14 protein-coding genes are annotated in these 14,042 nt (G+C 48.6%); 3 read left to right on the forward strand and 11 right to left on the reverse strand.

The window, feature by feature from the left end; all coding sequences use genetic code 11:
• From truB to BOO20_RS06900, 11 genes are all read right to left on the reverse strand, one after another.
• Entirely contained in the window at nt 1–723 is a 723-nt protein-coding gene (gene truB / locus BOO20_RS06850; RefSeq protein WP_076791579.1) for a tRNA pseudouridine(55) synthase TruB, read from the reverse strand.
• A 21-nt stretch (nt 724–744) separates the two neighbouring features.
• Nucleotides 745–1,110 carry a 30S ribosome-binding factor RbfA gene (gene rbfA / locus BOO20_RS06855; RefSeq protein WP_076791581.1) on the reverse strand — a complete coding sequence of 122 codons (366 nt, stop codon included), beginning with the start codon at nt 1,108–1,110 and terminating at the stop codon, nt 745–747.
• A gap of 18 nt (nt 1,111–1,128) precedes the next feature.
• Nucleotides 1,129–3,834 (reverse strand): translation initiation factor IF-2, encoded by a 2,706-nt coding sequence (infB, locus tag BOO20_RS06860; protein ID WP_076791583.1) that lies wholly within the window; start codon nt 3,832–3,834, stop codon nt 1,129–1,131.
• A 65-nt stretch (nt 3,835–3,899) separates the two neighbouring features.
• A complete protein-coding gene (nusA, locus tag BOO20_RS06865; RefSeq protein WP_076791584.1) occupies nt 3,900–5,450 on the reverse strand; it encodes a transcription termination factor NusA in 1,551 nt (516 codons plus the stop codon).
• 113 nt (nt 5,451–5,563) lie between these two features.
• Complete coding sequence (gene rimP / locus BOO20_RS06870; protein ID WP_076791586.1) at nt 5,564–6,085, reverse strand: ribosome maturation factor RimP; 522 nt, start codon at nt 6,083–6,085, stop codon at nt 5,564–5,566.
• A gap of 124 nt (nt 6,086–6,209) precedes the next feature.
• Complete coding sequence (locus BOO20_RS06875; protein ID WP_076791588.1) at nt 6,210–6,419, reverse strand: hypothetical protein; 210 nt, start codon at nt 6,417–6,419, stop codon at nt 6,210–6,212.
• 106 nt (nt 6,420–6,525) lie between these two features.
• Nucleotides 6,526–6,780, reverse strand: coding sequence for a glutaredoxin family protein (locus BOO20_RS06880; protein WP_083694585.1), 255 nt, complete (start codon nt 6,778–6,780; stop codon nt 6,526–6,528).
• Nucleotides 6,777–8,066 carry a histidine--tRNA ligase gene (gene hisS, locus BOO20_RS06885; RefSeq protein WP_076791589.1) on the reverse strand — a complete coding sequence of 430 codons (1,290 nt, stop codon included), beginning with the start codon at nt 8,064–8,066 and terminating at the stop codon, nt 6,777–6,779. Before hisS ends, BOO20_RS06880 begins: the two co-directional genes overlap by 4 nt.
• A 102-nt stretch (nt 8,067–8,168) precedes the next feature.
• The gene (locus BOO20_RS06890) at nt 8,169–8,639 is read right to left on the reverse strand and encodes a PTS sugar transporter subunit IIA (protein WP_076791591.1); all 471 of its coding nucleotides are present in this window, start codon (nt 8,637–8,639) and stop codon (nt 8,169–8,171) included.
• A gap of 125 nt (nt 8,640–8,764) precedes the next feature.
• Nucleotides 8,765–9,586, reverse strand: coding sequence for a phosphatidate cytidylyltransferase (locus BOO20_RS06895; protein WP_076791593.1), 822 nt, complete (start codon nt 9,584–9,586; stop codon nt 8,765–8,767).
• Nucleotides 9,587–9,596: 10 nt separating this feature from the next.
• Complete coding sequence (locus BOO20_RS06900; RefSeq protein WP_076791594.1) at nt 9,597–10,568, reverse strand: CPBP family intramembrane glutamic endopeptidase; 972 nt, start codon at nt 10,566–10,568, stop codon at nt 9,597–9,599.
• A gap of 257 nt (nt 10,569–10,825) precedes the next feature.
• Here BOO20_RS06900 and BOO20_RS06910 point away from each other — a divergent pair, with 257 nt between their 5' ends.
• The 3 genes from BOO20_RS06910 (at nt 10,826) to BOO20_RS06920 (ending at nt 14,038) form a co-directional block, all read left to right on the forward strand.
• Entirely contained in the window at nt 10,826–11,905 is a 1,080-nt protein-coding gene (locus BOO20_RS06910) for a glycosyltransferase family 4 protein (RefSeq protein WP_076791598.1), read from the forward strand.
• A 17-nt stretch (nt 11,906–11,922) separates the two neighbouring features.
• Complete coding sequence (locus BOO20_RS06915; RefSeq protein WP_076791599.1) at nt 11,923–12,972, forward strand: glycosyltransferase family 9 protein; 1,050 nt, start codon at nt 11,923–11,925, stop codon at nt 12,970–12,972.
• An 88-nt stretch (nt 12,973–13,060) separates the two neighbouring features.
• A complete protein-coding gene (locus BOO20_RS06920; RefSeq protein ID WP_076791601.1) occupies nt 13,061–14,038 on the forward strand; it encodes a hypothetical protein in 978 nt (325 codons plus the stop codon).
• Nucleotides 14,039–14,042: the final 4 nt, after the last annotated feature.

Here is a 14,042-nt window from a genome sequence, read left to right on the forward strand (position 1 = left end):
TTACAGATCGGGTTGATGGGTGCTTTGAACAATATCCGCAATAGTGTCGGGCAGAGTTTTGGCTGAACTTAACTGATAGGGACCGATAGCCACTCTCCTCAGAGAGGCCAAATAGCCGCCTGTACCAAGCTCATGGCCGAACTCATGAGCTATAACCCTGATATAGGCTCCCTTGGAGACGTGGAGAACAAAATAGACCATCGGAAGGTCAATCCTAATAATTTCAAAGCGATGGATCACAATCTCCTTCGCCTTCCTCTCCCGTATCACCTCTCCTTTGCGGGCATGTTCATAAAGTCGTTTGCCCTGGTGCCAGGCAGCCGAATACATGGGAGGCTGCTGTTGATGAGTCCCGACAAACATTTCCGCCGTCTGCCTGATCAGCTCCTCTGTCAGGTGAGCGGTACTGCAGTGACCGTATTCACTGGTTTCACAATCATGGCTCTCCGTCATAACACCGAGCTTGATGACGCCGTCATAGACCTTGTCAAGAATCTCAAGAGTGGAAATCTCCCTGGTTTTCCGGCCGGAGGCGAGAATAAGAAGACCGGTGGCTTTCGGGTCAAGGGTACCGCAATGGCCAACCTTGCGCTTCAGACCGCATTGGCGGTAGGTATTCCTGATTTTGGCGACCACATCAAACGATGTCCAGTCCAACGGTTTGTCAATCAGGAGAAATGCACCTTCATCCTGAAGCTGCACCCTGTTTTGCTGTTCATCCATACTCACTGCCTGCAAAAAAGCTTACTCTTCACCGTTTTCAGGGGTGCTTTTACGCACACTGCTCAACAGCTCTTCAATCCTTGTGGCTCGCTCATAGAGATGATCTTCATGGAATTCAAGTTCCGGAATACGCCGGAAGTGGTGGCGGATTCTTGCGGAGAGAATCTTTCTGATACTTTTTGTCTCCTCACGCAGATATGCCATGGCTTCGACCTGTTCTTTGGTACTCCCGATAATGGATACATATATCCTTGCTATACCGAGATCGGCCGTTACCTTCACATCGACAACCGTGATAATCGGCCCGTTTCGGGGGAGCTCTTTCTGCATGATTGCTCCGAGCTCCTGCTGCAGGAGTGATGCTACTTTCTCAGTACGTATGGACATAACTCAACAATAAGAGGTTCACAATTTCCGTTTTTTCTCTACGATTTTGTAAGCCTCAACAATATCGCCAACCTTGATATCATCGTAATTCTTGAGACTCAGACCACACTCGTATCCGGCATCGACCTCCTTGACATCATCCTTGAAGCGTTTGAGTGCTGCAAGCTGCCCTTCATAGATCTGTACCCCGTCACGAAGCAAACGTACCCTGGAGTCACGGAAAATTTTACCCTCAAGCATATAGCATCCACCAACGTTACCGATCTTCGGCACTTTAAAGACCTGACGGATTTCAAGGGAGCCGAGACCCTCTTCATGAAGTTCCGGAGAGAGCATACCCTCAAGAGCCTTTTCGACATCTTCAAGAACATGATAGATGACGCTGTAGAAGCGAACATCAAGATCTTCCTTTTCAGCAAGCTTCTTGGCATTGACATTAGGACGTACCCTGAAGCCGATAATAATAGCATCTGAAGCCGCAGCAAGAAGAACGTCGGTTTCGGTAATCTGACCGACACCCTGGTGGATAATCTGCACCTTGACCTCTTCATTCTGAATCTTCATGAGTCCGTCAGCAAGAGCCTGTATGGAGCCATCCGTATCAGCCTTGATGATGACACTCAGCTCCTTCATGAGGCCCTCCTTGATCTGGCGGGCAATACTGTCAAGCTTGACACGCGTACTGCGACGGAAATCGTGCTCGCGACGGATGACCTGCCGCTTCTGCGCCAGGTCACGTGCCTCCCTGTCAGTTACCATAACTGTCAGAACATCACCGGATTGCGGAAGATCCTCGAATCCGAGCACCATAACGGGCTGTGAAGGGCCGGCAGAGGGAATTCTCTTTCCCCTCTCGTCCATAATTGCCCGAACCTTGCCAAGGGTATTGCCTGCAACAAACGGATCACCAACCTTGAGGAATCCGCGCTGAACGAGAACCGTCGAGATCACACCCTTGCCCTTGTCGAGCTCTGACTCAACAATAATACCGCTTGCCGGAACCTCGGCGGAATAGTTGCCGCGCAGTTCACGCATCTCAGCCTCGGTCAGCACCTTGCCCATAAGCTCTGAAATACCAAGACCTTTCTTGGCAGAGATCTCCTGGCACTGATACTCGCCACCCCACTCTTCAACAAGCACTCCCGCTTCGGAAAGCTGTGTTTTGATCTTCTCCGGATTGGCTTCAACCTTGTCAATTTTATTAAGGGCAACAACAATCGGGACACCGGCAGCCTTTGCATGATTGATCGCCTCTATGGTCTGGGGCATAACGCTGTCATCTGCAGCTACAACAAGGATAACAATATCGGTAACCTGGGCGCCCCTTGCACGCATGGCGGTAAAGGCTTCATGGCCCGGTGTGTCAAGAAAGGTGATCTTGCGGTTTCCGTCAACCGTAACTTCATAAGCACCGATATGCTGGGTTATTCCTCCGGATTCACCGGCAACAACATTGCTGTTTCGGATATAATCGAGCAGTGAGGTCTTGCCGTGATCAACATGTCCCATGATGGTGACAACGGGAGGTCGGGTCTGAAGATCCTCTTCTGCATCCTCCTCGGCAATAACGGCTGTTGCTTCAACTTCAGAGATGAATTCGGCCTCATAGCCAAACTCAAGAGCAATAAGTTCAATAGACTCCTTGTCAAGGCGCTGATTGATGGTGACAAACTTCCCGAGTGCAAAACACTTCTGGATAATATCCTTTGCCGTAACTCCCATAAGTTCGGCCAGTTCGTGGGGTGAAGCATACTCGGTTACCCTGACAATAAGCTCCTGTGACTCACGCAGAGCGTCAGCCTCCTCCTGTTCGCGCTCCCGATCGATCCGGCGCATCTTGCGGAATTTCTGGCGCGAACCGGTACCGCTGCCATCCTCCATACCGCTGATTGTCTTCTGGATATTTGCCGAAATCACCTTGTCATCCACTTCCGGCTTCTTTTTCTTCTTGCCCTTCTTCTTTTTGCCTGCACTGTCATCCAGCAGTGCTTTCGGCTTTTCTTCCCCGGCAGCTTTCAGCGGTTTTTTAACCACAGCGCCCTTCTCATCAACATGCGCCTCTTCAGTGACTTTCGTCTCAAACTCGTCTTTCAAGGCATCTGCCTGCTCCTTGAAATTCTTTTTCCGGTTTTTCTTGTTCCTGCCGGCCTGCATATCAAGCGTACCAAGTACAGTAAGGCCCCCCATATTCTGCGGGCTGTCAAAAGAGACCAGATGTTCGTTGATTGACGGTTCAATCTTTACAGGATCAAGAACTGCATCTTCGCCAATAATCGGAAACAGAGACTCAGCGTCAGCACGCTCTCCATCATCAGCAACCGGAGATGGCTGCTCAATAAAAGAAGGTGCCGGAAAATCGCCAGAAAGAGCGTGCTCGACATCTTCTTTTTTTACATCCCGATTCGTAACAGCCGGAGCTGACTGCGGACTAAGGGTGTCACGCAGCTGTTTCTCTTTTTCATACGTTTTGCGCGACTGCTCCTCAAGTCTTGACAACCGTTTCTCTTTTTCCGCTCTGATTTTATTGGTCTCATCAACCATTTTCTTTTCAACACTGAAGTGGCTGAAAATCTGGTTATGCATCTCTTCACTTACCATAGAGGATGTAGAGGCCACCTTGCCTCCTTCCTGCTTGACAAAAAGTAAGACTTCCTGCGGACTCAACTGCAGTTCTCTTGCTATATCACTTATTCGATATCTCTTTTCCATGTCCTCAAGGGCCATTACATCCTCCTCTGGATTTAAAAACTCTTTACTCTTTATCCAATGCTGACATCTACAGGGACTACTCAGGATTCATCCGCCGCCGGCTCTACTGAATCCTGATCGGCATCGTCATCAAAAAGACCCTGCAAATCCGATTCGGTGAACTGCTCTTTAACGGTTTTATAGATGTTCTCTGCAATCTTTTTCCAGTACCGCTTTTCATCCTCGGTTACTTTTCGCTCTCTCGGTTTTATGCCTGGTCTGCGACCCTGTGGCTGGCCAAAAACCGTTACCTCTTCAGGCTTGGAAGGCCCGAGCAATGCATTTTCAATCTCTTCAACTCCGGCTTTCAGCACTTTTTTAGCCGTATCAAGACCGCCATCCAGAAGCTGGTAGATCATATCATCACCAAACTCTTCACGGAATTCGATGATATCGATATCGGTCGGATCTTCCATCGACTTGTCGATAACATCACGATAGACATCGATCTCATAGCCGGTAAGTTTTTCTGCCAGATGAATATTGTTACCATTCTTTCCAATGGCATACTTGATCTGGTCCGGCTTGAGCATAACCCGAGCCTTCCTTGTTTTCGGGTCGGCGTGAACCGTCAGCGGATCGATTTTTGCAGGCTGCATCGCACGTGAAATATAGATCTGCGGCTCATCGGTGTAGTAGATCACATCAATGTTCTCGTTGTTCAGCTCCTTGACAATGCTCTGAATACGTTTACCACGGTACCCGACAGTCGCCCCTACAGGATCAATTCTTGCACTGGTGGATTCAACCGCAACCTTGGCTCTCTCACCCGGTACTCGTGCAATAGCCTTGATAACAATAAGACCATCCAGAATTTCCGGAACCTCATGTTCAAAAAGCTTGTAGAGGAAGCGGTCATCAACTCTTGATACAATAACCTTCATGCCGCCGTCCGCCTTTTCGCGCTCGACCACATTACCGTCATCAAGCTTTGTCTTCACTTTCTCCCGCTCAATACGTTTGATATAGAGTTTCATCCTCGGAGTTCTGCGGGGATTATCCTTTTTCATCATCTCCGACTTCGGCAGAACAAGTTCGACGCGGTGATCTTTTGAGGTGTTATAGGTAAAAATAACCTCATTTGAACGGATCTGATAGACCTCACCGGCAACGACCTCGCCCACCTTCTCAAGGCACTCTTCATAGACTACGAGACGCTCAAGATCCCGGACTTTTTTCTGAACGGACTGCTTGATGATCTGAATGGATTTACGGTTCAGATAATCATCCAGCTTGATAGGACCCTCTTCATAGTAATCGCCGATGTCAAGGGAGTCATCAATTTTCCTCACCTCATCAAGACTGATCTCGATGCTTTCAATGTCCACTTCCCTGACAATCTTTTTCAGAATATAGACTTCAAAATCTCCCCTTTCCGGGTTGATGAAAATGTTGGACTCAACTTCAGGATCGTAATCTTTTCTGAGCTGCTTCTGGATGATATCCTTGAGAAGATCGGCAATATCCATTTTAACAGCCGCACTTTCCGTGCGCTTGTCCAGAAAGATCTTGGACTGCTCGATTTCCCCGAAGGCACTGGCAATCTGTGCTCTTCTGTCCACTCCCTCATCTTTTATCTTTTTTCTGACCATCTCTTTCTTGATTGTGCTTTTTGAAAAGATAACTCCCGCTGATCCCTAAAAACCTTCTGGTCACCGCTATGTATTTGTTGCGAAACCCGATTACCGGGTTGGGCGGTGCCCTGTTATAACTGCGCCAGAGGAACCGCACGGTTTACCTGATCAAGGTAAAGGGTGACTTCCTCTCTGTTTGGCGTACTGCCTTTTTTCCTGTTTTTTTCCGGCATAATCACGATATGCGGCCGGCTCTCTTCCGATAGCGATACCCGCAGAAGACGGCCTTTAAGCTCTCTCTGCACCGCATCCTCATCCGTATAGGTTACTTCCATAATTTTCCCGCAATGCCTGACATACTGACGATGAAGCATGAGTGGCTCGCCAAGCCCCGGAGAAGAGACCGTGATTTCAAAATCCTCCCCAACCAGCGCAAGAAGCTCCTCATCACCCTCAAGCAGCTCCCTGAGCCTTCTGCTCAGCCATGCACACTGATCAATGCGAACACCGCTGTCGTCATCGACAAGTATCTCTATTTTCCTGGCTCTCTGTGGACCTTTCACCTTGAGATCAACAAGGTAGGACCCCTCTCCTCTGGTGCCTGCAGACCCGTCAATAATTTGGAGAACACTGCTCCTGATGCGCTCTTGCATAATCACCCCGTACAAACCTTTTGGAAAACAAAAAAGTGGGGAACCCCCACTTTCAGATAAGATAATTCTCGCGTCGTCAAATCAAGTGTACTAATGTACAAAAAATCCTTCAACGGCCAAATAGTTACACAACATCCCTCTCCTTGTCCGGTAGATGGCTCTCTATAACCTCATAGTCTGTCTCTTCAATCCGCTTCGGTGAAGCAGAAGGGCCCGGAGAGTTTTCCCGGTGACGGGGGGCACCATAATAAAAAAACAGTCCGCCTCTCAACAGACGCCCCGCCATTCTGAAGAGCAGATAGAAAACAAGAACAAGCAGAATAAATTTCAGCATTTCAGGAAGCTCCGGTCTGAACAATTAAACTATTGGTAACCGAACAAATTCGGTGAAGAATTTCATACAAGGACAAAGAAAAGACTTATCACCCACACTCTCCCTCTCAGGCTGTCAGTAATGATCGCAGTTTGTTTTCGTTTACCCGATAGTTGAATACCCTGACACCATCAACACAGATAACCGGTATCTTGAGTCCGAACTCCTCTTGCAGCCCGGGATTGCCGGAAATATCTATTTTCTCAATCTCGAATGGCACTGAAGCACGAACCCGTTCAAGCAGCTCCATAGCCTCATCACACAGACAGCACTCTTTTTTACCGTAGAGCGTTACACGGTGGCGAATGTTGCCTGTCATCATTTCTGCAGCTCTCCTGACGCCGTTTCATGAAGAGTCTCAAGCACAGCCTCCAGTGACAAAGTTGTCTGCTCCGAAGTAACAAGATTCTTGAATGCGTAGAGCCCTGTCGTCACTTCGGCACTGCCGATAAAGAGCGCCCAGGACGCCCGCATCCTGTTGGCCTCTCTCATCTGGGCCTTCATGCTCCTTGCGGCGAGGTCTATTTCCGTCCTGATTCCGGCTTTGCGCAAACGCCATGCGACCTGCATGCCGTGATCAGCAAGCTCTGCCTGCTGAAGCACAACATAGACGACCGGCCCTTGAGGGGTCAGCGCCGCAAACAGTCCCTGTTTTTCCATGGTCAAAAGCACTCTCTCCATACCTGCGGCAAAACCTGAAGCCGGCACTTCTGAGGAGCTTCCAAGCTCACGGGCAAGGCCATCGTATCGACCTCCTCCCCCTATGGCATCCTGGGCACCAAGCTCTGAACTGGTAACTTCAAAGGCTGTATGGCAGTAATAATCAAGCCCCCGGACAAGACGATGGTCGATCTCAAAGGTAATCCCCCGTTCGTCAAGATAGTAGAGCACCTTTTCAAAATCCTCAACCGAAGCGACTGAGAGGTAGTCATACAACCGTGGAGCACCTGCAACTATTTCCTGAATAGCAGGATTTTTTGAATCAAGAATTCTGAGGGGATTTTTTTCAAGCCGCTCTTTTGAGGAGTCATCAAGCCTGTCGTGAAAGGGAACAAAATAGGTTTTCAATGCCTCCCGGTAACGAAACCGGTCATCGCTATCGCCAAGCGAATTGATTCTGAGTCTCAGATTGCGTAGACCGAGCGATTCAAAAACCTGCATCATCAATGTGATCACTTCAGCCACTGCTGCCGGCGTTGAAACGCCGAGCAGTTCTGCCCCGAACTGCGAAAACTGGCGCTGACGGCCGGCCTGGGGCCTCTCCTTGCGAAACAGTTCACCGATATAGTAGAGCTTGTGAACCGGGGCCGCAGAGAGTATGTTTTTCTGAAGTGCCGCCCTCATTACTCCGGCGGTCATCTCCGGACGAAGCGTAATGGAACGCCCGTTCGGATCCGGCAGAAAAGAGAACATCTCTTTTCCGACAATATCCGTGGTCGAACCGATACCTCTCTGGAACAGCTCGGTATATTCAAAAACAGGAGTCCTTATTTCGCTGAACCCGTAAAGAGATGCGACTGTATGAATAACTCCTTCAACATATTTCCATTGAGCAGACTCTTCCGGGAAAATATCCCTTGCTCCCTTTACTGCCTGATACTGCGGCATAGCTTTAATAATCCTCTGATAGTAAAAATGATATGGGCATAGAACAAGAGCCGGTTTGCCCAGCCTGTATATAGTTTATGGACAATTCAAGGAGCGATCCCGTTAAATCTGGGGCAGATCCTTCTCCTCTTCTCTGAAAAGCTCAAGTACCTCGGATGGCGATCTGGCAAGAAGAAGGCTCCTGCGAACTTCCTCACGACCGGCAAGTCTTGTGATACGACCAAGCAGTTTCAGATGTTCAGCAAGCATCTCTGCCGGAGTTGCAAGAAGAAAAACAATCTGTACAGGCTCATTGTCAATCGAATCGAAATTGATCTCACGCTGAAGCGTTGCCAATGCCAGAACCGGCTCTGTGACCGCACTGGTCTTGGCATGGGGAAGGGCTATTTGTTTACCGATACCGGTAGACATCTCCTCTTCACGCCGGACAACATCCTCCCGCAGCTTATTGATATCCGTCACTCCTTTATGAGTGGCTGCAATAGAGAGCATTTTTTCAATAACCTGGCGTTTTGTTGCCAGTTCAAGATTCAGAACTATATGTTTTTCGGAAAGAAGACCTTCAATTTTCATTATGACAATCTCTTGCGGTTAATACGCTTATACCGGGGGAAACACACGAAAGCTGATCACCCGTTTAACGGGTAATATAAAACATTTATAATCCATACCGCATGTTGCTCGGGCTGGCAGCAGGATCAGAGGTAAAACGCTATAAAATAAAGAAATGGCGACACAAACATGATGGTATCAAACCGGTCAAGCACCCCCCCGTGGCCCGGTATCAGACCGGATGAATCTTTGACTCCGGCATCCCGTTTGAACATGGACTCAACAAGATCTCCTGCCGGACTGGCAAACCCGATCAGCAATCCCGTCATCAGCGCGGTATGCAATGGCAACGATGGAAAAAAGTTACCGTATATCAGTGCCGCCGATACGCTGCCAGCCAGACCGAACAGAAATCCCTCCCAGGTTTTATGCGGGCTCAGACGTTCAAACAGTTTGCGGCGAATAAATTTCCCGCCGAGGGTGCTTCCACCGAAATAAGCAAAAATATCAGCAGCCCAGACACAGAGAAAAAGAAGATAGACCATGGCAACACCACTTCCCTCCGGAGCATCAAGACGCAGCCGTAAAAGGGCGCCGAAGGTAAGGTTAACATAGAGAAGACCGGGGAAAACCGAGCCGAGATTAAGCAACGGTGAACCCTCCTTCGAAAAGAGTTCGAGCACGAAAAGAAAAAGCACTACCGCAAGCAGCAGCTCCCACACCTCAACAAGATGAAACGCAAAATCAAGCTGAAAGAGCAGTGTTATCAGCACTGCAAGCCAAAGGGGTGGAGGAGAAGCCTTGTGCGCGGCAAGATGATGAAACTCATAGACCGCAAGCAGTGCGAGCAGTGAAAAAAAGCCGGAAAACCACACCCCGCCGATCTTGATCAGCCAGAGCAGAAAAGGGATACCGGCAACAGCCACCACTACCCGCTGCAATAAATTTATCGTTAGGAGTTTAGACATAGATCATGGTTTAAACATCTGACCGGTATTTTTCTTCACCCTCTTCCGCCACTGAAGAGATGACCGGAAAAAACCGGCGAATCACCAGAGCAAACAGAGACAAACTCCCGGCAACAACAACCCACCACCATACACTCTGGAGTAGCGGTATCTGAGCGGATACGTTCAGAGAAAATCCTCTCTCCGCAGCATAAACCATGAGGAGAGCGGCGAGATTGTTTGCTAAATGTGCAGCAAAAGGCACCATAAGACTGCCTGAAGCGCTGTAGACATACCCAATATACCACCCCAGAAACGCAAGAGGAAGAAGATTCGCCGGACTCAGATGAAAGAATGCAAAAACCACTCCGGTGAGTAAAACAGCTTTGGCCGATGACATCGACCGGGTATAATTCTGCTGGATATATCCCCTGAAAAAGAGCTCTTCACACACCGCAGGAGTAAGAGAAAAAACCAACACAACCGAAAAGATCTCCGGCGTCGAACGCACAACCGCAAGTGCCTTGATAAAAGAGTCCATCATATCCCGCTGGCTGACAACAGCTGAACCCGCAGCGCCAAGAGCCGGCCACAGATAAAGATCCTGAAGAGCTGTGATGGTAAATAACACCGGCTGAAGCAGGAAAATACCCGCAACTGCCGGGAAAATGGCACCGGAGTGCGGACGCATCCCGATCCCCAGAAAAGCAAGGCTTCGCCGGGAAAACACATTTCTGCTGCCGGTATGCCAGCCGGCAAGCAGAATAACCGGAATGGCAAAAACAAGAATCTGACCGGCAACCTGAATCAGGCGCATAAGGGAAATCATGGTGCTCACCGAATGCATCAGAGAGAGCGCATCAAGGCGCTCACCATTGATCAGCCAGAACAGAAGCTCTCCGGCAAGAGAGTAGAGCACCATCAGAAGAGCCAGAATAAGGGTATTGACCAGAAAAGAGGGGCGCTGAGCCGTAAATGAGTCTGGAGAGAAAAATATCCGCATTGATTATCTGTTACAATGAAACTCCTGAAATTTGATACTTTATCATCCTGAACACCCTGAATTCAGGCCTTATGAACAGATAGGTATTGGCGAGAGAAAAAACAAGCAGAAACCATAACTCTCTCTTGAAAGCGTACCCTGCCGGCTGAAAATACAGCATCCGCAGTTGTTCCAATACGTTGCCAGCAAGCTGCCAATAAACGATAAAACCGGGTTTATCCATTTTCAGAATTTCTCGTCAATAAGAGCAGCCACAGATGAATCTTATGCTATTTGATGCCACACCCCACTGGTCTGGCGGCGCAAACAGAATTCTGCTCTTCAGCCGGGAACTGCAAATGCGGGGTCACAAGGTCGCGGTATGCTGTTTACCCGGAAGCGGCCTTGCACTCCGGCTTCCAGGGGAGAACATTCCGGTTTTCACGATCGACCCGACATCAGATATAAACCTGTTCGTTATCCCGGAGCTTATCCGGATGATAAAAGAGAACCATATTGATCTCATCGAGATCTGCTCTCCAAAATTTTACTGGGTCGCATCCCTTGCCGCAAAAATAGCAAACAGAAAAGTAATCCTGACCCGTAATGTTCCCTACAGAAAAAAAGGATTAAAAAAACAGATCAATAAACTCCTCTACTCCAGACTTATTGACAGAATCATTGCTGTTTCTGATAAGATAAAACGTGAGCTTGTTTCAGATTTCTCAATCCCCGCAAATAAAATCACGGTAATTTATGACGGCATCGAATTGAGCCGGTTCGACAGTAATGCAACTGCATCGCAAAAGGAGAGGGTTTCGCAATACGTGGTTGCCATCATAAGCCGACTGGACGAAAACAAGGGAGTGGAGTGCTTTATGGCAGCAATCCCGGAAATAGTAAAAAAAATCGGTTCAATCAGTTTTTTGATTGTTGGGACAGGCTGTATCGAAAAGAAGTTGCAGGCGTTTACAACACAAAGAGATCTTGAGGAAAAGGTGCTCTTCACCGGATTCAGAACAGATATTCCGGAGATACTTGCCGGAGTGGACATGACCGTTATGCCTTCACCCGAAGAGGGTATGTCGATGAGTGCACTTGAATCCATGGCGGCGGGCAGACCGGTTGTCGCTACATCCGGAAGCGGACTCGTGGATGTGATTGTCAACAACCAGTCCGGAATCATTGTTAAACCCGGCAGCAGTCAGGCACTTGCTGAAGGGGTAACAAGAGTGCTGCAATCTGACTATCGTAAGATGGGAAAAGCTGCACGAATGATCGTGGAAGAGAAGTTTGACCTGCAAAAAGTAGTTGACCAGTACGAGCTGCTGGCTGCTGGATTAATAGAAAGCATATAATCGTCTACACTGGAAGTATGAAATCGAAAAAAAAGGATCATCGGGTATTTCGTCAGCGCTTTGCAAAGAGCCTCCAGTTCGTTGGAAAGCGACCTGAGAACATCCCGCCTTTTCAGGAAACACCCGAAAGCATCGTTATTCTCGCCCGTGAGTGTTATGGCGACTGTATTCTGCTGACACCCCTGATCGGCACCCTGCGAAGGGAGTTTCCTGACCTCGCAATCCATGTTATCGCCTTCAGCCAGATTATTTTCAATTTTTTCAGTGCAGATAAAAATGTCACGGCGGTTTATCATGCAAAAAGAAACATGCCGCGATACTATAAAGGGATTCTTTCAAAAAAATTTGATCTGCTTTTCAATCCAAAGGATCACCCTTCATTCCATTTTCTGATCCAGTCGGTGCTTGTCCGCGCCCGAAGCAAGGTAAGCCACTTCAGCCCCAGTCATGAAGGTCTGTTCGACCACCTTATCAGAATGGAGCCCAACACCCATGAGTCACTGAAAAACCTTGCTCTGCTGAATTTTCTCGGGACAAAAACGTTAAAACCGCCATGCAGACCGTATCTGCCGGAGATGCCGGTATCGCATGAAACGGAAGCCTTACTGAAGAGTCTTGAGCCCGGAAAATACATAGGGATTAATATCAGTGCGGGGCATATTGGCGGACACCGTACGTTGCAGCAATGGTCGGAACTCGTTCAGGCCTTCCCTGACGAACGGTTTATAATCTTTTCAACGCCTCAGGACCTTGAAGAGAAAAGAGCACTTGAAAAGCCGCATACCAATGTCATTGCATCTCCGTCAACCCGTAACATCTATGAGGTAGGCGAAATCGTCAGGAAGCTCAGACTCCTCATCACTCCAGACACCTCCCTGGTTCATATTGCTGCCTGCTCCGATACGCCGCTGATAGCACTCTACAGGGAGTATCTCGCTGATCGAACACAGTTCGGACCGTTGAGTACCATACAGAAGGTTGTAGTGTCGCCGACACCTGATATTATTGATATCGATCCTGCCGAACTCTCTTCGGCACTCCGGGAGATGCTCAAAAAACTCTCATAACCGGCGGCGTTACGATCACCGGGAATAAAGCGGCTGCCGGGACATGGCATGCAGCACTCACTTTCAGCAACCATGTACAGAAATCGTTATGACGACAAGCCTCTTGCTGATCATCCTGCCAGCCATTGCGATTTTGCTGATCGTCACTGCCCGCTATAGAAAGCATTACAAAAAAAAGATTCTCAGGCGCAGCCGGGAAACCTGGGCAATCGGCATCTATGAAGGGCACTCGCCCGTTGAGCTTCACCCGCCGACAGCCATTACAAATCCTGTGCTTACTGCAAAAGATATCACCGATATCTCTGCCCGCTTTGTTGCTGACCCGTTCATGATAAAAACGGTGAGTGGCTATCACCTCTTCTTTGAAGTATTGAACAATAAAAACAACAGGGGAGAGATCGCTTATGCATTCAGTAGAAACGGCATAGCGTGGAGGTATTGCCAGGTTGTTCTCCGAGAGCGTTTTCACCTCTCCTATCCCTATCTCTTCATGGCAGAGGAAAACTATTACATGATCCCTGAATGTATGGGCTCAGGGGGCATTCAACTCTACCGTGCAGTGCATTTTCCTGACCAGTGGCAGCATCTGACAACACTTGTCCAGGGCAAAGACCGCCTTGCAGCCCTGGTTGACCCCTCAGTTATTCACTATCGGAATCGCTGGTATCTTTTCAGTTATTCCCTTAAATCAAAAAACCTCCACCTCTTCACTTCTGAAACCATTACCGGTCCATGGAAAGAACATCCAAAAAGCCCTGTAGTGTGCAACAGTCCGAATTTTGCCCGTCCCGGAGGAAGAGTAACGCTTTACAATGGGTTTATCTATCGATATGCACAGGATGAGATTCCGAACTACGGCACAAACGTTTGGGCGTTCCGGATAACTGAACTCACAGAAAACACTTACAGTGAAGAGCCGGCAAGGGAGCAACCGGTGTTACAGCCCGGCGATGAATGGTGGAACAGAGATGGAATGCATACCGTTGACCCCTTTCAGAGAGAGAACGGAGAGTGGTTTGCGCTGGTAGATGGATTCTCGATCGTTCGGCAACAATCGAAGCATTGAGCAG

Origin of the sequence: Chlorobium sp. KB01 (assembly GCF_001975465.1) — a bacterium.
In the GTDB taxonomy this organism is placed as follows: domain Bacteria; phylum Bacteroidota; class Chlorobiia; order Chlorobiales; family Chlorobiaceae; genus Chlorobium.

What these genes read in the sequence shown, in the direction of transcription:
- BOO20_RS06890 (WP_076791591.1), bottom strand. Translation starts at nt 8,639, where the DNA reads ATGAAAATTGAAGGTCTTCTTTCCGAAAAACATATAGTTCTGAATCTT.
- BOO20_RS06910 (WP_076791598.1), top strand. Translation starts at nt 10,826, where the DNA reads ATGAATCTTATGCTATTTGATGCCACACCCCACTGGTCTGGCGGCGCA.
- BOO20_RS06915 (WP_076791599.1), top strand. Translation starts at nt 11,923, where the DNA reads ATGAAATCGAAAAAAAAGGATCATCGGGTATTTCGTCAGCGCTTTGCA.
- BOO20_RS06895 (WP_076791593.1), bottom strand. Translation starts at nt 9,586, where the DNA reads ATGTCTAAACTCCTAACGATAAATTTATTGCAGCGGGTAGTGGTGGCT.
- BOO20_RS06900 (WP_076791594.1), bottom strand. Translation starts at nt 10,568, where the DNA reads ATGCGGATATTTTTCTCTCCAGACTCATTTACGGCTCAGCGCCCCTCT.
- BOO20_RS06880 (WP_083694585.1), bottom strand. Translation starts at nt 6,780, where the DNA reads ATGATGACAGGCAACATTCGCCACCGTGTAACGCTCTACGGTAAAAAA.
- nusA (WP_076791584.1), bottom strand. Translation starts at nt 5,450, where the DNA reads ATGGTCAGAAAAAAGATAAAAGATGAGGGAGTGGACAGAAGAGCACAG.
- infB (WP_076791583.1), bottom strand. Translation starts at nt 3,834, where the DNA reads ATGGCCCTTGAGGACATGGAAAAGAGATATCGAATAAGTGATATAGCA.
- truB (WP_076791579.1), bottom strand. Translation starts at nt 723, where the DNA reads ATGGATGAACAGCAAAACAGGGTGCAGCTTCAGGATGAAGGTGCATTT.
- BOO20_RS06875 (WP_076791588.1), bottom strand. Translation starts at nt 6,419, where the DNA reads ATGCTGAAATTTATTCTGCTTGTTCTTGTTTTCTATCTGCTCTTCAGA.
- rimP (WP_076791586.1), bottom strand. Translation starts at nt 6,085, where the DNA reads ATGCAAGAGCGCATCAGGAGCAGTGTTCTCCAAATTATTGACGGGTCT.
- rbfA (WP_076791581.1), bottom strand. Translation starts at nt 1,110, where the DNA reads ATGTCCATACGTACTGAGAAAGTAGCATCACTCCTGCAGCAGGAGCTC.
- BOO20_RS06920 (WP_076791601.1), top strand. Translation starts at nt 13,061, where the DNA reads ATGACGACAAGCCTCTTGCTGATCATCCTGCCAGCCATTGCGATTTTG.
- hisS (WP_076791589.1), bottom strand. Translation starts at nt 8,066, where the DNA reads ATGCCGCAGTATCAGGCAGTAAAGGGAGCAAGGGATATTTTCCCGGAA.